This window comes from Streptomyces sp. NPDC007205, from assembly GCF_040634095.1.
Lineage (GTDB): Bacteria > Actinomycetota > Actinomycetes > Streptomycetales > Streptomycetaceae > Streptomyces.
Genome location: NZ_JBEYEW010000007.1, coordinates 35,182 through 52,424 on the forward strand (window position 1 = coordinate 35,182; position 17,243 = coordinate 52,424).

General features: G+C 68.2%; 15 protein-coding genes. 8 read left to right on the forward strand and 7 right to left on the reverse strand.

The genetic code is table 11. The features are described from left to right. Nucleotides 1-18 precede the first annotated feature (18 nt). Nucleotides 19-309 carry a hypothetical protein gene (locus ABZ624_RS14255; protein WP_360087052.1) on the reverse strand — a complete coding sequence of 97 codons (291 nt, stop codon included), beginning with the start codon at nt 307-309 and terminating at the stop codon, nt 19-21. A gap of 315 nt (nt 310-624) precedes the next feature. On the opposite strand from ABZ624_RS14255, the gene ABZ624_RS14260 reads away from it, so the two are divergent. The 7 genes from ABZ624_RS14260 to ABZ624_RS14290 all read left to right on the forward strand — a co-directional run bounded on the left by ABZ624_RS14260 (nt 625) and on the right by ABZ624_RS14290 (nt 11,519). Beyond that, on the forward strand, nt 625-2,832 hold the full coding sequence (locus ABZ624_RS14260) for an ABC transporter family substrate-binding protein (RefSeq protein WP_360087055.1): 2,208 nt from the start codon (nt 625-627) through the stop codon (nt 2,830-2,832). 154 nt (nt 2,833-2,986) lie between these two features. Next, nucleotides 2,987-4,894 (forward strand): translational GTPase TypA, encoded by a 1,908-nt coding sequence (typA, locus tag ABZ624_RS14265; RefSeq protein WP_360087058.1) that lies wholly within the window; start codon nt 2,987-2,989, stop codon nt 4,892-4,894. Nucleotides 4,895-5,301: 407 nt separating this feature from the next. After that, nucleotides 5,302-6,336, forward strand: a complete 1,035-nt coding sequence (locus ABZ624_RS14270; RefSeq protein WP_360087061.1) for an ABC transporter permease — start codon at nt 5,302-5,304, stop codon at nt 6,334-6,336. Nucleotides 6,337-6,396: 60 nt separating this feature from the next. Further along, entirely contained in the window at nt 6,397-8,205 is a 1,809-nt protein-coding gene (locus tag ABZ624_RS14275) for an ABC transporter substrate-binding protein (RefSeq protein ID WP_360087064.1), read from the forward strand. Between the two features lie 87 nt (nt 8,206-8,292). Next, nucleotides 8,293-9,273, forward strand: coding sequence for an ABC transporter permease (locus tag ABZ624_RS14280; RefSeq protein ID WP_360087067.1), 981 nt, complete (start codon nt 8,293-8,295; stop codon nt 9,271-9,273). Between the two features lie 10 nt (nt 9,274-9,283). Next, nucleotides 9,284-10,306 (forward strand): ABC transporter ATP-binding protein, encoded by a 1,023-nt coding sequence (locus tag ABZ624_RS14285; RefSeq protein ID WP_360087070.1) that lies wholly within the window; start codon nt 9,284-9,286, stop codon nt 10,304-10,306. Nucleotides 10,307-10,388: 82 nt separating this feature from the next. After that, nucleotides 10,389-11,519: a dipeptide ABC transporter ATP-binding protein gene (locus tag ABZ624_RS14290; protein ID WP_360087073.1), complete on the forward strand. Its 1,131-nt coding sequence runs from the start codon at nt 10,389-10,391 to the stop codon at nt 11,517-11,519. A gap of 7 nt (nt 11,520-11,526) precedes the next feature. Here the strand turns inward: ABZ624_RS14290 and ABZ624_RS14295 are convergent, their stop codons facing one another. The 3 genes from ABZ624_RS14295 to ABZ624_RS14305 all read right to left on the reverse strand — a co-directional run bounded on the left by ABZ624_RS14295 (nt 11,527) and on the right by ABZ624_RS14305 (nt 13,341). Then, the gene (locus ABZ624_RS14295) at nt 11,527-12,267 is read right to left on the reverse strand and encodes a methyltransferase domain-containing protein (protein ID WP_360087076.1); all 741 of its coding nucleotides are present in this window, start codon (nt 12,265-12,267) and stop codon (nt 11,527-11,529) included. 64 nt (nt 12,268-12,331) lie between these two features. After that, entirely contained in the window at nt 12,332-12,520 is a 189-nt protein-coding gene (locus ABZ624_RS14300; protein WP_360087079.1) for a DUF397 domain-containing protein, read from the reverse strand. Between the two features lie 2 nt (nt 12,521-12,522). Continuing rightward, entirely contained in the window at nt 12,523-13,341 is an 819-nt protein-coding gene (locus ABZ624_RS14305; RefSeq protein WP_360087082.1) for a helix-turn-helix transcriptional regulator, read from the reverse strand. A 139-nt stretch (nt 13,342-13,480) separates the two neighbouring features. Between ABZ624_RS14305 and ABZ624_RS14310 the strand changes: the two genes are divergently transcribed. Beyond that, a complete protein-coding gene (locus tag ABZ624_RS14310) occupies nt 13,481-13,891 on the forward strand; it encodes an ATP-binding protein (protein WP_360087085.1) in 411 nt (136 codons plus the stop codon). 169 nt (nt 13,892-14,060) lie between these two features. Here the strand turns inward: ABZ624_RS14310 and ABZ624_RS14315 are convergent, their stop codons facing one another. Genes ABZ624_RS14315 through ABZ624_RS14325 form a run of 3 tightly spaced genes read right to left on the reverse strand, consistent with a single transcriptional unit; the run spans nt 14,061 to nt 17,165 of the window. Next, nucleotides 14,061-15,119, reverse strand: coding sequence for a dipeptide ABC transporter ATP-binding protein (locus ABZ624_RS14315; RefSeq protein ID WP_360087088.1), 1,059 nt, complete (start codon nt 15,117-15,119; stop codon nt 14,061-14,063). 25 nt (nt 15,120-15,144) lie between these two features. Further along, nucleotides 15,145-16,170: an ABC transporter ATP-binding protein gene (locus tag ABZ624_RS14320; RefSeq protein WP_360087091.1), complete on the reverse strand. Its 1,026-nt coding sequence runs from the start codon at nt 16,168-16,170 to the stop codon at nt 15,145-15,147. 11 nt (nt 16,171-16,181) lie between these two features. After that, complete coding sequence (locus ABZ624_RS14325) at nt 16,182-17,165, reverse strand: ABC transporter permease (RefSeq protein ID WP_360087094.1); 984 nt, start codon at nt 17,163-17,165, stop codon at nt 16,182-16,184. Nucleotides 17,166-17,243: the final 78 nt, after the last annotated feature.

Consider the following 17,243-nt stretch of genomic DNA (forward strand, 5'->3'; position numbering starts at 1 on the left):
ACTCCGGTCGGTCGGGGGTCAGGGGGCGTGCCGGTCGCGGGCGCCCAGGCCCTCGTCGTCCGAGTCCGTCCACAGGCTGATGTCGTAGGGCGTGTCGGAGATGGTGACGAGGTCGGGGCGGCGCGCGGCGTCCGGCGCGGCGGTCGCCTCGCGCAGCAGCGCCACGCTCTCGCGCAGATGGTCGGCGTCCAGTCGGACCCGGCGCATCTCGAGGCCGCCGCTGCCGAGCTGGTGCTCCAGGCGTCCCAGCGACCGGTGCAGGTCGTCGATGGAGCGCTGGACCGAGGTGATGTCGTCGTGCACGGACATGACTTGCCCTCACTTCCGTGGGTCCGGCGAACCCTGGGCGGCAACGTTCATGCGCCTTGGAGTGTTGCGCGCCGCACCTGCCGATGTGAAGGCATGTGCAGCGATTGGCGGAGGCGTACGGATGCATCTCGGGTGGTGTTGCGCCGCACGGGTGGGGTTACCGCGTGTCGTCGCCGTGTCGCCCGTGGTTGCCGGATCCTTTCCTCTTCAGTGGGCCGCATAGATCTGATCAGCTCCATATACCGCCAAAGGTGATCAGCTCCATATACCGACAAATGTGAGCATAAGGCCCGCGGCTCCCCGGAGGTAGCAGAGATGTCCCACGACGGCGCCGGCGCCCGCTCCCGGCACCCCCAGCGGAGCGTCATGCGTTCGGTCACGTTTCTGACCGCGGGTGTCCTCGCCGTGCCCCTCCTCGCCGGCTGCGGCTCCGAGGACACGGCCGGCAAGCCGCTCGCCGGGCAGGACATCGTCCCGGTGGCACGTGACCTGGTCGCCGACGGCGGCACGCTGAAGTGGGCCGTCGACGCCGTCCCGGAGACTCTGAACACCTTCCAGGCCGACGCCGACGCGGGCACCACCCGCATCGCGCAGGCCGTGCTGCCGTCGATGTTCCGGCTGGACGCGGCCGGCCGGGCGGTGCCCAACCCCGCCTACCTGGAGTCGGCCAAGGTCATCGAGACCGAACCGCGCCAGGTCGTGCTGTACAAGCTGAACCAGCAGGCCGTGTGGAGCGACGGCCGGGAGATCGGCGCCGCCGACTTCGTCGCCCAGTGGCGCGCCCTGTCCGGAAAGAACAGCGCCTACTGGACCGCCCGCAACGCCGGCTACGACCGCATCGAGAAGATCGAACGCGGCGCCAGCGACCTCCAGGTCCGGGTCACCTTCTCGCGCCCCTACGCCGACTGGAAGTCGCTGTTCTCCCCGCTGTACCCGAAGGACGTCATGGGCACCCCGGACGCCTTCAACGACGGCGCCCGCCGCAGGCTGACGGTCACCGCCGGCCCCTTCAAGGTGGACAAGGTCGACCCCGCCGCGAAGGACGTGGTCCTCACCCGGAACCCGCGCTGGTGGGGCAGGCCCGCCAAGCTGAACGAGATCGTGCTGCACGCCGTGGCCCGTGACCAGCGGGCCGTCGCGCTCGCCGACGGCAGTGTGGACCTCGCAGACGTCGACCCCGCCGACGCCGAGCGGATCGGGCTCGCCGCCCGCGGCACCACCAACCCGCTGCAGGGCTCCGGCAGGACCTCCCTGACGAAGCTGCGCTCCTGGGCGCTCGCGCACGGCTTCGGCTCCGACCGGGCGGGCGCGGGTCGCGCGAAGCTGCACAGAGCCATCGCCGAGTACCTGGACGAGCAGCAGGCGCTGCGCGACGTCGAGGTCCGCAAGTCGCTGGAGCCGGCCTACACCCAGCTCGCCCTCAACGGCTCCGCGGGGCCACTCGCCGACGAGCGCGTCCGCCGGGCCGTCGCCCGCGCCGTGGACCGCAAGGAACTGGCCAGGCTGGTGCTCACCCCGCTGGGGCTGCCCGCCGTACCGGTCGGCAGCCACCTCGCCCTGTCCGGGCAGGCCGCCTACGCCGACAGCAGCGACGCGGTCGGCGACCAGGACGCCAAGGCGGCGCAGGCGCTGCTCGCCGAGGCCGGCTGGGTGCCGGGCGGCCCGGTGAAGGCGGAGAAGAAGGGCGAGAAGGCGGCCGGCTCCGAGGGTGATCACGGCAAGGACAAGAAGGAGAAGGAGGACAAGTCCGACGGCGGCGACGACGGCGCGTACATCGTCGGCGAGGACGACAAGAGCGGGGACGGCAAGCCCGGGGACGGCAAGCCCGGGGACGGCAAGTCGGGGGGCCGTGACGACGGCGGGGACCGGCACATGGCACAGGAGGGCAAGCACGGGGGTGTCCCCGGGGCGTACGCGCCCAAGGGCACGGCCGCGCCGGCCGCCGCGCCGGCGGGCCTGCTCGCCAAGGACGGCAAGGCGCTCGCGCTCCGCTTCGTGCTGCCGTCCGGCGCCGGCTCCGAGACACTGAACTCCGTCGCCGAGCGGATCTCGGCCATGCTGGCGCCGCTCGGGATCCGGACGACGATCATCAAGGTCTCCGACGAGAGCTACTTCAAGGACCACATCGCCTCCGGCGACTACGACCTCGCGCTGTACTCGTGGCCGTCCTCCGCGTTCCCGGCGACGGACGACCGGCCGGTCTACGCCAAGCCGGTGCCGGCGGCGGACGGCTCCCTGAACGTCGAGCAGAACTACACGCGCGTGGGGACCGACCAGGTCGACCAGCTCTTCGACCAGGCCGTGGCCACGCTGGACGAGGACGAGGAGCTTTCCCTGATCCGCAAGGCGGACTCCAGGATCTGGGCCGCGGCGGGCTCCATTCCCCTGTACCAGCGGCCCCAGCTGGTGGGTGCGCGGAAGAACCTGGTCAACGCCGGGGCGTTCGGTTTCCAGACGCCGGTCTACGAGGACATGGGCTTCCTGAAGAAGGGGGCGAGGATCTCCCCCAGCCCCACGAAGTGACCTGCACGGAGATCACCGCTTGGCCCTGAGAAGGCCGACTCGCTCGGGGCCACGTACCATGGGGTGAGGCCGTGGCGCGTCAAGCCCGGCAGGGCCCGTGCGACACAGACGTACGCGCAGGGCGATCCTCACCACTCCGGGAGTACGGCAGCTTATGGCCACGCGCCACGACATCCGCAACGTCGCCATCGTCGCCCACGTCGACCACGGCAAGACCACCATCGTCGACGGCATGCTGAAGCAGGCCGGCGCGTTCGCCGCCCACCAGCTCGAAGGCGTCGACGACCGCATGATGGACTCGAACGACCTGGAGCGTGAGAAGGGCATCACGATCCTCGCCAAGAACACGGCGGTCAAGTACCACCCGAAGGACGGCGGGGACCCGATCACCATCAACATCATCGACACCCCCGGCCACGCCGACTTCGGCGGCGAGGTCGAGCGCGGTCTGTCGATGGTCGACGGCGTCGTGCTGCTGGTGGACGCCTCCGAGGGCCCGCTGCCGCAGACCCGTTTCGTGCTGCGCAAGGCGCTCCAGCAGCGCCTGCCCGTCATCCTGTGCATCAACAAGACGGACCGCCCGGACTCCCGTATCGACGAGGTCGTCAACGAGACCTACGACCTCTTCCTCGACCTGGACGCGGACGAGGAGCAGATCGAGTTCCCGATCGTCTACGCCTGCGGCCGTGACGGCATCGCGTCGCTGACCAAGCCGGAGAACGGCACGGTCCCGGCGGACTCCACCAGCCTGGAGCCGTTCTTCTCGACGATCCTGGAGCACATCCCGGCCCCGACGTACGAGGAGGACGCGCCGCTCCAGGCCCACGTCACCAACCTGGACGCCGACAACTTCCTCGGCCGTATCGCGCTGCTGCGCGTCGAGCAGGGCGAGCTGCGCAAGGGCCAGACCGTCGCGTGGATCAAGCGGGACGGCAGCATCAGCAACGTCCGCATCTCCGAGCTGATGATGACCGAGGCGCTGACCCGGAAGCCGGCGGAGAAGGCCGGTCCCGGTGACATCTGTGCCGTCGCCGGTATCCCGGACATCATGATCGGCGAGACCCTCGCCGACACCGAGAACCCGATCCCGCTGCCTCTGATCACGGTCGACGAGCCCGCGATCTCGATGACGATCGGTACGAACACCTCGCCGCTGGTCGGCCGTGGCGGCACCGGCAAGGGCGCGGACGCGAAGGCTGCCGTGAAGGACCGCAAGGTCACCGCCCGCCAGGTCAAGGACCGCCTCGACCGCGAGCTGGTCGGCAACGTCTCCCTGCGGGTCCTCGACACCGAGCGCCCGGACGCCTGGGAGGTGCAGGGCCGTGGTGAGCTGGCGCTGGCCATCCTGGTCGAGCAGATGCGCCGCGAGGGCTACGAGCTGACCGTCGGCAAGCCGCAGGTCGTCACCAAGGACGTCGACGGCAAGGTCTACGAGCCGGTCGAGCGCATGACGATCGACGTGCCCGAGGAGCACATGGGCGCCGTCACGCAGCTCATGGGCGTCCGCAAGGGCCGCATGGACAACATGTCGAACCACGGTTCCGGCTGGGTCCGCATGGAGTTCGTCGTGCCCTCGCGCGGCCTTATCGGCTTCCGTACCGAGTTCCTGACCCAGACCCGGGGCACGGGTATCGGCCACTCCATCCACGAGGGCTTCGAGCCTTGGTTCGGCAACCTCACGACCCGCAACAACGGCTCCCTGGTAGCCGACCGCTCCGGCGCCGTCACCGCCTTCGCGATGACGAACCTGCAGGAGCGCGGCGTGCTGTTCGTGGATCCGGGCACCGAGGTGTACGAGGGCATGATCGTCGGCGAGAACTCCCGCTCCGACGACATGGACGTCAACATCACCAAGGAGAAGAAGCTCACGAACATGCGGTCGTCGTCGGCCGACTCGTTCGAGGCGATCGTGCCGCCGCGCAAGCTGTCGCTGGAGCAGTCGCTGGAGTTCTGCCGTGACGACGAGTGCGTCGAGGTGACCCCGGAGGCCGTTCGCATCCGCAAGGTCAACCTCGACCAGCGGGAGCGGGCGCGCGCCGCGAGCCGCGCCAAGCACGGCTGATCCAGGAGCGGTTGAGCCCGGGTGCCCCCAACGATGGGGGCACCCGGGCTTTTTGCAACCAGTTTTCGGGACCTCTATGTCCGGCATGCGGAGATCGTTGCCCGATACCCAGGTAACAAGTCCGTTTCATGCCTTCTTCTGTCGAACAGTTTGTCCAGTTTTTGGAAGCTTCCGCGGCGATCCGTGACTGAATTGAGATCTGCGGGCGGTGGTCGGTGGTCGACCCATGGCAGATAGTTAGCCGCGAAGCGCTCGGGTCAACGGGTCTCGCGCACTGTGGGGACAGTGTGCCGACTCACGAGCACCAGGGGGCGTCTGTCCCTCCGTCAGGGGTGTCGGAGGGACGACGGGAACCCTCTCCTGTTGGTGAACGCGTGGAGTCACTCATACCTTGAAACGGACGAACCGTGACAAGTCCTATCGACATTGAGGGCGGCGGGACTTCGGTCGTCGTCGACGGCGCACCAGGGCCGGAGGCGAAGGGCGACACCGTCAAGCTCGAGGGCCGGTCTCCCGGCCAGCTGATGTGGATGCGCTTCAAGCGCGACCGCACGGGCGTGATCTCGGCCTACGTCGTGGGCTTCTTCTTCCTGGTCGGACTGCTCGCCCCGCTGATCGCCAAGCTGTACGGCAAGAACCCGTACACGGTGTACGCGGACGAGCGCCCGGATCTCTTCGACAGCGCCGGGGTGCCGGTACAGCCCAACGGCGGTATCAGCGGCGACTTCTGGTTCGGCCTCGAACCCGGCAACGGCTACGACGTCTTCACCAAGCTGGTCTACGGCATCCGCACCTCCCTGATGATCTCGGTCGCCGTCACCATCGCCGTGGTCGTGACCGGCATCCTGCTCGGTGTCGCGGCGGGCTATCTCGGCGGCAGGACCGACTACTTCATCGGCCGGGTCATCGACTTCCTGCTCGCCTTCCCGGCCCAGTTGTTCTTCATCGCGAGCATGCCGGTCGTGGTCTCCCTGTTCGTCAGCCCGCGCGACGAGACACCGACCTACGTCCGGGTGGTGGCCCTGATCCTGGTCCAGTGGTTCCTGGGCTGGATGGGCCTCGGCCGGATCCTGCGGGGCACCGCACTCGCCCTGCGGGAGCGGGAGTTCATCGAGGCGGCCAAGGTCAGCGGGGCCTCGCCGTGGCGGATCATCCGCAAGGAGCTCCTGCCGAACATCGTCACCCCGCTGCTGGTGCAGTCGACGTATCTGCTGCCCAGCTTCGTGACCGCCGAGGCCGGTCTGTCGTACCTGGGTGTCGGCATCGTCGAACCGACGCCGGACTGGGGGCAGATGTTCTCCAAGGCGTCCACCGAACTGGTGATGCAGAACGACATCACCTACATGTTCTTCCCCGGCGTCTCGATGATCATCTTCGTCGTCGCGTTCAACCTGCTCGGGGACTCGGTCAGAGACGCCTTCGATCCCAAGACCGCGCGCTGACCTGGCACCACGTCAACCACACGGATCGTCACTTTTCGCAGATGGGTGGGAATTTTCGTGATGAGTAGGGGCGGACGCCACGCATACGGCGCACTCTCCGTGCTCGCGGCCGGAGCTCTCGTGCTCACCGGTTGCAGCAAGGGCGGCAGCGACAGCAGCGCCGACGGCAAGAAGGACCAGGAGAACGCCAAGCGGCAGCAGGCGTTGATCAAGTTCGGTGACGCGGCGGCCTCCACCGGGCCGGCGGCTCCGGTGCCCGGCGCCAAATCGGGCGGCACCATGGAGGTGCTGCAGCGGGACTCGTACGCGCACCTCGACCCGGCCCAGATCTACGTCTCGGACCAGATGACCGTCGCGCAACTGCTGCACAGAGGCCTGACCGGCTACAAGGCCACGAGCGACGACGGCAGCAAGCACGAGGTGGTCGGCGACCTCGCCACCGACTCCGGGACCACCACCGACGGCGGCAAGACCTGGAAGTACACGCTCAAGGACGGCATCAAGTTCCAGGACGGCACCCCGATCACGTCCAAGGACATCCGGCACAGCGTCGAGCGGCTCTTCGCGCCGTTCATCAACCAGGGCCCCGCCTACCTCCAGCAGTGGCTGGCCAACGCCTCCGGCGCCGACTACCGCAAGCTGCTGCCGGACGGGCCGTACAAGGGCAAGCACCTGCCCGGCTCCGTCCTGGAGACCCCGGACGCGAAGACCGTCATCTTCCACTTCAAGACCCCGCACCCGGACCTGCCCTACGCGCTGGCGATGTCCGGCTACGCGGTGGTCTCGGAGAAGGGCGACACCAAGCAGCGCTACGACAAGGCCCCGGTGGTGTCCGGCCCGTACAAGATCCAGTCGTTCAAGTCCGGCAAGTCGATGGTGCTGGTCAAGAACACGAACTGGGACCCGAAGACGGACCCGATCCGGCACCAGTACGTGGACCAGTTCAACATCACGTTCAACCAGCAGTACGAGACCTCCACCAAGGCCCTGCTGGCCGACAGCGGCCCCGACCGGACCGGCATCAGCTTCAACAACCAGGTCGACGCGGGCAACCTGTCCCGGGTCCTCAGGGACCCGAAGATGAAGTCCCGCACGGTCTCCGGCTACCAGCCGTACGTGGGCCAGATGAACATCAACATGAGCCACAAGGCCATGCAGGACAAGACGGTCCGCGAGGCCATCGCCTACGCGCTGCCGGTCACCCCGTTCCTGCGCGCCTACGGCGGTACCGACGCCATGGAGGTCGCGGGCGGCCTGATCTCCCCGACCGTCTCCGGCTACGACCCCTCCTTCGACCCGTGGGGCAAGAAGAAGAAGCCCGCCGGTGACCCGGACAAGGCCCGTGAGCTGCTGAAGAAGGCCGGCAAGCTCAACATGAAGCTGACCTTCGGCTACATCAACACCCCCGAGGGCCAGCAGTACTCCACCGCCATGGCGGAGGGCCTGAAGAAGGCCGGCTTCGACGTCCAGCGCCAGGAGATCCCCTCCGAGACCTACTACGACCAGGTCTCCAAGCTGAACAACAACTACGACATCTTCCACACCGCGTGGGGTGCCGACTGGCCGTCCGCCCTGACCGTGCTCCCGCCGCTGTACGACGGCCGGGTGATCGCCGACGGCGCGCAGAACTACTCGCAGGTCAACGACCCGAAGATCAACAGTGAGATCGACCGGATCAGCAAGATCACCGACCCGGTCAAGTCGGCGGCCGAATGGGAGAAGCTCGACCAGTACATCGTCAAGGACGTCGTCAACGTCGTCCCGACCGCGTACTACAAGCAGAGCCAGATCGCCGGCTCCCAGGTCGGCGGCCTCGTCTACGACGACGTGATCGGCGGCGTCGACCCGCGTCGCCTCTTCATCAAGTAACCGTCCCCGACCGGTTCCCGGCGCGCTCCCGCCGACGGAGGGCGCCGGGTACCGCCGAGGCCGCCGACGTCTGAGAGCTGCCCTGTCATGCTGCGCTTCCTCGTGCGCCGGTTCATCGGTGCAGTCGTCATCCTGTTCCTGCTGAGCATCGTCACGTTCCTGCTGTTCTTCGGGGTGCCCCGGGACCCGGCGCTGATGATGTGCGGCAAGACCTGCAACCCCGACAGCATCGCGAACATCCACCATGTGCTCGGCCTCGACAAACCCATCACCGAGCAGTACTGGATCTTCCTCCACAACCTGTTCATGGGCAGCAGCCAGTTCGCCCAGGGACCCTGTCCCGCCCCCTGCTTCGGCTACTCGTACCACACCAACGAGCAGGTCTGGGGCACCCTGATGGACCGGCTGCCCACCACCGTCTCGCTCACCCTGGGCGCGGCCGTGTGCTTCCTGTTCGTCGGGCTCGGCACCGGGCTGCTCGCCGCCTGGCGGCGCGGCACGCTGATCGACAAGACGGCCACCGCGGGCGCCATGGTGATCAGCTCGCTGCAGATCTACTTCCTCGGCCCGCTGGCCCTGGCGGTCCTCGTCTACCAGACCCACTGGTTCGACAAGCCCGCCTACAACGAGTTCACCCAGGACCCGGTCTCCTGGTTCACCGGCCTGCTCATCCCGTGGGTGATCCTCTCCACGATCTTCGCCGCGCAGTACACCCGTATGGCACGCTCCTCGATGATCGAACAGCTCCAGGAGGAACACGTCCGCACCGCCCGGGCCAAGGGCATGTCCCGCGGATATGTGTTCTTCCGCTACGCCTGGCGCGGCTCGCTGATCCCGATCGTCACCATCTTCGGCATCGACCTCGGCTCGCTGTTCGGCGGCGCCATCATCACCGAGTACACCTTCGGCCTGCCCGGGCTCGGCAACCTCGCCGTCCAGTCCGTCTTCTTCAGCGACCTGCCGCTGCTGCTCGGCGTGATGGTCTTCTCCGCCAGCATGATCCTGCTGTTCAACATCCTCGTCGACGCCGCCTACGCCTTCATCGACCCGCGCGTGCGGCTGTCCTAAGGAGAGACACATGAGCACTCCCCTCCTCTCCGTACGGGACCTGCACGTCAGTTTCAAGACCGAGGACGGCGTCGTACGGGCCGTGGACGGGCTCTCCTTCGACCTGGAGCGCGGCAGGACGCTCGGTATCGTCGGCGAGTCCGGCTCGGGCAAGTCGGTGACCAACCTGACCGTCCTCGGCCTGCACAACCCCATGTTCACCACGGTGGAGGGGGAAATCCTGCTGGAGGGACAGGAGTTGACCACGGCCCGGGAGTCCGAGCTGGAGAAACTGCGCGGCAACAAGGTCGCCATGATCTTCCAGGACCCGCTCACCGCGCTCTCCCCGTACTACACGGTCGGCCGGCAGATCGCCGAGCCGTACATGAAGCACAACGGCGCCTCCAAGAAGCAGGCCTGGGAGCGCGCCGTGGAGATGCTCGGCAAGGTCGGCATCCCGAACCCCGCGGAGCGGGCGAAGGACTACCCGCACCAGTTCTCCGGCGGTATGCGCCAGCGCGCGATGATCGCCATGGCCCTGGTCTGCGACCCCGCCCTGCTCATCGCCGACGAGCCGACGACCGCCCTGGACGTGACGGTACAGGCGCAGATCCTGGATCTGCTGAAGGACCTGCAGCAGGAGTTCGGAACCGGCATCGTCTTCATCACCCACGACCTGGGGGTGATCGCCGACATGGCCGACGACATCATGGTGATGTACGCGGGCGGCGCGGTGGAGCGGGGCACGGTCGACGAGGTGCTCAGATCCCCGCGCCATCCCTACACCTGGGGCCTGCTGAACTCGATGCCGCGCCTGGACTCCGACCTCGGCGCCCAGCTGTCCCCGATCCCCGGTTCGCCGCCCTCCCTGCTCACCCCGCCGTCCGGCTGCCGCTTCCATCCCCGCTGCACCTTCCAGGACCGGGTCGGGGACACGGGCCGCTGTGTGCGCGAGCGTCCGCTGATGGCACCGGACCGGGCCTCCGCGTGCCATCTCACGGAGGAACAGAAGCGGACCGTCTTCATCGAGGAGATCAAGCCCCGTCTGGGCTAGGAGGACAGTGTCGTGACAGAGGAGATGACAGAGGAGAGGAAGAGGGGATGACAGAGGAGATGACAGGGGAGAGGAAGAGGAGATGACAGGGGAGAACGTCCTCACGGCCCCGCGTGAGCACGGCGCGGGCACGGACGGCGAGCCGCTGTTGCAGGTCTCGGGCCTGACCAAGCACTTCCCCGTCAAGGGCGGCTTCCCGATCCGCCGGACGATCGGCGCGGTGCAGGCCGTGGACGGGGTCGACCTCACCGTGCACGCGGGGGAGAGCTTCGGTCTGGTCGGCGAGTCGGGCTGCGGGAAGTCGACCACGGGCCGGCTGATCACCCGCCTCCTGGAGCCGACGAACGGCACGATCACCTACCGCGGCAAGGACATCAGCCACGCGACGCGGAAGCAGCTGGCGCCCATCCGCTCCGAGATCCAGATGATCTTCCAGGACCCGTACTCGTCGCTGAACCCGCGGCAGACGGTCGGCAAGATCGTCTCCGGCCCGATGGAGATCAACGGGATCCAGCCCGAGGGCGGCCGTGAGAAGCGGGTCCGCGAACTCCTGGAGATCGTCGGCCTCAACCCCGAGCACTACAACCGCTTCCCGCACGAGTTCTCCGGCGGCCAGCGCCAGCGCATCGGCGTGGCACGGGCGTTGGCGTTGGAGCCGAAGCTGATCGTGGCGGACGAGCCGGTCTCGGCCCTCGACGTCTCCATCCAGGCCCAGGTCGTCAACCTGCTCCAGAAGGTCCAGAAGGAACTGGGCATCGCGTTCCTCTTCATCGCCCACGACCTCGCCGTCGTCCGCCACTTCTCGCAGCGCGTCGCGGTGATGTACCTCGGCAAGATCATCGAGGTGGGCGACCGGGAATCCATCTACACCCGGCCGCGTCACCCGTACACCCACGCCCTGCTCTCCGCCGTCCCGGAGGTGAACCTCGCGGCCGAGGACGCCGGCGGACGCGAGCGCATCCGCCTGGCCGGCGACGTCCCGTCCCCGATCTCCCCGCCGTCCGGCTGCCGTTTCCGCACCCGCTGCTGGAAGGCCCAGGACATGTGCGCGACCGAGGAGCCACCGCTGATCCAGATCTCCGGCAACCGCGACGGCCATCTGACGGCCTGCCACTTCCCGGAGGAGCCGACCACCGAGGCCCGGGACGAGGACATCGTGCTGGATCCGGCGCTGGTGGCGTTGGAGGAGGGGCAGGCGGAGGAGGGGGCGTAGTACGCGGCTATGCCCGGCGGGCCACGGTGATGATCTCGGGGCTGGTGGGGGTGAGCGGCTCTCCCTGCCAGTCGCCGTACTGCTCCACCACGCTCAACCCGGCCTCTTCGAGAAAGCTCCGCAGGGACGCGTTGTCCAGGAAGCGCAGGACGCTGTGGCAGACCCGCGGGGCCGGCCAGCCGTCGCCGTCGTAGGTCTCCGTGAACCGCACCCGGCCCCCGCCGGGCCCGTCGCCCTGGACCTCGTGCCACACCCGCACCGGTGTGCCGTCGTCGGCGGTGATGTCGTACACCCGCTCCGGGACCCACCGCTCCCAGGCGCGGGCGGCCGGGTTGCGGGTCTCGAACACGAACCGTCCGCCGTCGGCGAGGGCCGCCCGGACCGCGCGCAGGGAGCTGCGGATGTCCTCGTCCCGGACCAGCTCCTGGAAGGCGTGCCCGGTCATGACGACGAGGTCGAATTCGTTGTTCCACAGCCGGGTGCGCATGTCCCCGAGCACCCACTCGCCGTCCGGCCGGGCCCGCCGCGCCTGGACGAGCATGGCGGGGGCCGGATCGAGACCCATCAGCCGGCCCTGGTGCCCCTCGTCCCGGGCCCGCCGCAGCAGCCGCCCGGTGCCGCACCCGATGTCCAGCACCGAGCGGGCCTCCCGTACCAGACCGAGGTAGAAGTCGTCACCCGGCCCCCAGGGGTTGAGGCGGTCGTAGAGCGCGGCGAGCGTGAGATCTGTGAAGACATGATCTACCACCGCCGCAGTCTGACACACGTTGCTGAACGGTGCGTCAGATTCCGGTGCAGTTCTTGAACATCTCTCACGTCTTGTGCTTCAGGGCCTCGATGAAGGAGGTGAAGGTGGGGGGTTCGAAGGCGAGGGTGGCTCTCGATCGGGTCTTTGAGTCGCGGATGGCTATGTGGGTGTCCAGGTGGGCGACTTCGACGCAGGCGTCGCCCTGGCCGCCACCGGAGAAGGAGGACTTTTGCCAGGTGTCCGGGGTCAGCATGCTCACAGCTCCTTTGCCAGCCGATGGATGAAGTCACGCGAACGGTCGGGGTCGAGTGACACTGCCTCTACCCTACGGAAGAGTGTTCGGTATCGGCTGAGCTGGGCTTCGGCATCGATGAAGACCGGCCCGTTGGGCCCGTCGCGGACGACAGTGTCCAGCTTGGGGACGGGGCCGCCCGCATACACCATCGCGCTGCCTGCGCCGCCGAAGCCGTCCAGATCGAAGGGGATGACGCGTACGGTGACGTGGTCGGCTTCGGAGAGTTCCAGGACACGGGTGAGCTGAGCCTGTGCTGTGGATCGGTCGCCGACCCTGATGCGCAGGGCCCCCTCGTGAATCACCGCCTCGTACGGCACCGGGTCCGGGCGCTCGATGATGACCCTGCGCTTCATTCGGTGATCCACCCACTGCTCGACATCGTTCGGCGAAAACTCCGGGTTGACGTACGAGAAGAGGGATCGGGCGTAATCCGCTGTCTGCAGGAGGCCGGGGACGTGGAGGAACTCAACGTCCCAGCGGAAGCGGGCGTGATGCTCCAGCTCGGGCAGGTCCATGAACGGCGTGGCTAGCTGACCCCGGTACTCCTCCCACCAGCCCTGGGTTCGATCGGTGGCGATCGCCACCAAGCCGTCGATCAACCCGTCATCCACGCAGGCGTAGTTGGCAGCCATGCGACGTAGACGCTGCTCGCTCACTCCTGAGGTGCCGGCCTCGATCTGGCTGATCTGCACGGAGTTCACGCCAAGCAGCGCCGCTGCCGCACGGGAACTGAGGCCCGCGGCCTCGCGAAGTCTGCGCATCTCGACGGCCAGCCGCATCTGACGCGCGGTGGGCTCGCGCTTGGTCCCCAAGGTCTACCGTCGGTGACGTGGTGCACACGCAGCGGAAGTGCACCGTGTGGACGCGGCGTTGCCACCGTGCGTGAAATCCCCTTCTTCTCAAAGGAGTTGATCACCCATGCCCGAAAGCGAAACCCGGGACTACACGCTCTACATCCCGAACGACCTCAGAGCCGTGACCGTCTGCCGCCGCACCCTGCGCCTGATCCTGACGGTGCACGGGTTGATCGGGATCGCGGACACGGCGGAGCTGCTGGCGGCGGAGCTGGTCTCGAATGCCGTACGGCACACAAAGGGGCCGGCGGCGTTGAGGGTGCGCCGGACGGCGGAGGGCATGGTGTGGATCGGGGCGTGGGACACCGACCCCGCCCCGCCGGATCCGCCTCGGCCGCTGGAGCAGGTGGGGGAGCTGGAGGACGGGCGGGGGCTGGGGTTGGTGAGGGCCTGCGCGGAGTACTGGGGCTGGCAGCCGACGGCGCGGTTCGGGGACCGTGGGAAGTATGTGTGGTGTGAGCTTGGGGTGGCGTGAGGAATGCACAAGTGGCCGTTGGGCCGGCCCGGAAGCGCGGTTGCCACGCCGAAGGCCCGCGTCCGGGAAGACGCGGGCCTTCGTTCCCTGGAAGCGGACGTTCATGGGCTCGGGTCAAGGGGCCGGTGAAGTCCGTTCCGCAAGGGGCGGCTGACGGAAAAGGGGTGTGTCAGGCCGCCGCCTCGGGGTCCTTGGAGAGGCGGTCCTTGGCGGCGCGGGGGGCCGGGATCGTCTCCTTCGTCTCCGGGTAGTGGCAGGCCGTCAGATGGCCGGGCTTGTTGCCCTCGGCCTCGACCAGCGGCGGTGCCTCGCTCGCGCACTTCTCCGTCGCCTTCCAGCAGCGGGTGCGGAAGCGGCAGCCGGACGGCGGGTTGATCGGCGACGGGACGTCGCCGACCAGGCGGATGCGCTCGCGCGGCTCCGCGTCCACCGTCGCCTCGGGTACGGCGGACAGCAGGGCCCGCGTGTAGGGGTGGCGGGGGTTGCCGTACAGGTCGTCGCGGTCGGCGATCTCCACGATCTTGCCGAGGTACATCACGGCCACGCGCTGCGAGAAGTGGCGGACGATCGCGAGGTCGTGGGCGATGAAGAGGAACGCGATGCCCAGTTCCTTCTGGACCTTCTGGAGGAGGTTGACGACCTGTGCCTGGATGGAGACGTCGAGGGCCGAGACCGGCTCGTCCGCCACGATCAGCTTCGGCTCCAACGCCAACGCCCGTGCCACGCCGATGCGCTGGCGCTGGCCGCCGGAGAACTCGTGCGGGAAGCGGTTGTAGTGCTCGGGGTTGAGGCCGACGATCTCCAGCAGCTCACGGACGCGCTTCTCGCGGCCGCCGGCCGGGTTGATGTCGTTGATCTCCATCGGGCCGGAGACGATTTTGCCGACCGTCTGCCGCGGGTTCAGCGAGGCGTACGGGTCCTGGAAGATCATCTGGATCTCGGAGCGGATCGACGCCAGATCCCTGCGGCCCGCGTGCGTGATGTCCTGCCCACGGTACGTGATCTTGCCGCCGGTCGGCTCCAGGAGGCGGGTGATCAGCCGGCCCGTGGTCGACTTGCCGCAGCCCGACTCGCCGACGAGGCCCAGGCTCTCGCCCTCGGCCACCTGGAAGTCCAGGCCGTCGACCGCCTGCACTGCGCCGACCGTACGGCGGATCGGGAAGCCGCCCTTGATCGGGAAGTGCTTGGTGAGCCCGGAGACGTCCAGGAGGGGGTTCGTGTTGCTCATGGTGTGAAGTCCCGTCTGGTATCCGTCAGTTGTGCCGGGTTGCGGCGAAGTCGGCGAAGAGGTCCCGCTTCTGGTCGGCGGTGAGGTGGCAGGCGGAGCCGCGGCCCTCGGTCACCTCGAGCTTCGGGCGGTCGGTCGAGCACAGGCCGTCCGCGACCTTCCCGGCGAACGTGCAGCGCGGGTGGAAGCGGCAGCCGGACGGCGGGTTGAGCAGCGAGGGCGGGGAGCCGGGGATCGGCGTCAGCGGCACGTCCACCGGGCCGTCCAGGCTCGGCATCGAGTTCAGCAGGCCGAGGGTGTAGGGGTGGTCCGGGGCGCTCAGCACCTGCTTCTTGGTGCCGCGCTCCACGCACCGGCCGCCGTACATCACCAGCACGTCGTCCGCGACGTCGGCGATGACGCCGAGGTCGTGCGTGATGAAGATGATGGCCGTGCCGAACTCCTGCTGGAGGTCCTTGAGCAGGTCCGTGATCTGGGCCTGGACCGTCACGTCGAGGGCCGTGGTCGGCTCGTCGGCGATGAGCAGCTCGGGGTCGCAGACCAGTGACATGGCGATCATCGCGCGCTGGCGCATACCGCCGGAGAACTGGTGCGGGTAGTCGTCCACGCGGGTGTCGGGCTGGGGGATGCCGACCCGGCGGAGCATCTCGATCGCGCGGGCCCGGGCTTCCTTCTTGGAGGCGCCGGTGTGCTTGCGGTACGTCTCGGCGATCTGCGCGCCGATGGTGTGGTACGGCGAGAGCGAAGCCAGCGCGTCCTGGAAGATCATGGACATCTTCTTGCCGCGCAGCTTCTCCAGCGTGCGCTCGGACGCCGTCAGCAGCTCCTGACCGTCGAGGACGATCTCGCCGTCCATGGTGGTGTGCTCACGGTTGTGCAGACCCAGGATCGCCAGGTTGGTCACCGACTTGCCGGAGCCGGACTCGCCGACGATGCCGAGGGTCTTGCCCTTCTCCAGGTCGAAGGAGAGCCCGTCGACGGCCTTGACGATGCCGTCCTCGGTGGAGAAGTGCACGCGCAGGTCGCGGACGGAGAGGAAGGGGGTGCTCATCTTGTCTCTCCTTAGGCGAGGCGGACGCGTGGGTCGATGAGGGCGTAAAGGGCGTCGACGATGATGTTGAAGACCACGATCGCGGCGGCGGCCACCAGGGTGACGCCGAGCAGCACCGGCAGGTCGTTGTTGTGCACGGCCTTCACCGAGACGGCGCCGATGCCGTGCAGGCCGAACGTCGCCTCCGTGATGATCGCGCCGCCGAGCAGCGTGCCGAGGTCCAGGCCGAGGATCGTCACGATCGGGCCCATGGCGCCGCGCCAGGCGAACCGGAAGAACACTGTGCGCGCGGACAGGCCCTTGGCGCGTGCCGTGCGGACGTAGTCCTCGCTCAGGGTCTCGACCAGTTGGGAGCGGGTCATACGCGTGTAGTTCGCCGTGAAGATGATCGCCAGCACGAACCACGGCAGCAGCAGGCCCGAGAACCAGGCCCCGGGGTCCTCCGTGAGGCCCGAGTTGTCGTTCGGGCGGGGGAGGATGCCCCACTCGTCCGAGAGGTAGAACATCGCGACGATGCCGACGATGTAGATCTGCAGCGACGAACCGACCAGCGATGCCGAGGAAGCGATCTTGTCCAGCGCCTTGCCCTGCTTGACGGCGGCGATCATGCCGGTGCCGACGCCGAAGACGACGAACACGACCGCGCTTCCCAAGGCGAGCGAGATGGTGGTCGGGAAGCGGTCCCCGATCAGGCCGAGCACCGGCACGCGGTTCTGGAACGAATAGCCGAGGCACGGCGCGTCGCAGTGGCCGAACGAGGTGTAGTCGCGGCCCAGGAAGACGCCTTCGAGCCAGTGCCAGTACTGCACCGGCAGCGGATCGTCGATCCCCAGGTTGTGCTTGACCAGCGCCAGAGTCTGAGGCGTGCAGACCTTGCCGCAGGCGACCCGGGCGGGGTCACGCGGAGCGACATAGAAGAGGAGGAAGGTGATGGCACTGATGATCAGCAGGATCACCGCTGCGCCGAGTATCCGGCGGACGAGGAAGCGGAACATGGCGATGGGATTCCCTGGGCGACGCCGTGGTGGGGGCGGAGGGGGGTGGGCGGGGCGCCGGAGTGCGGCGCCCCGCCC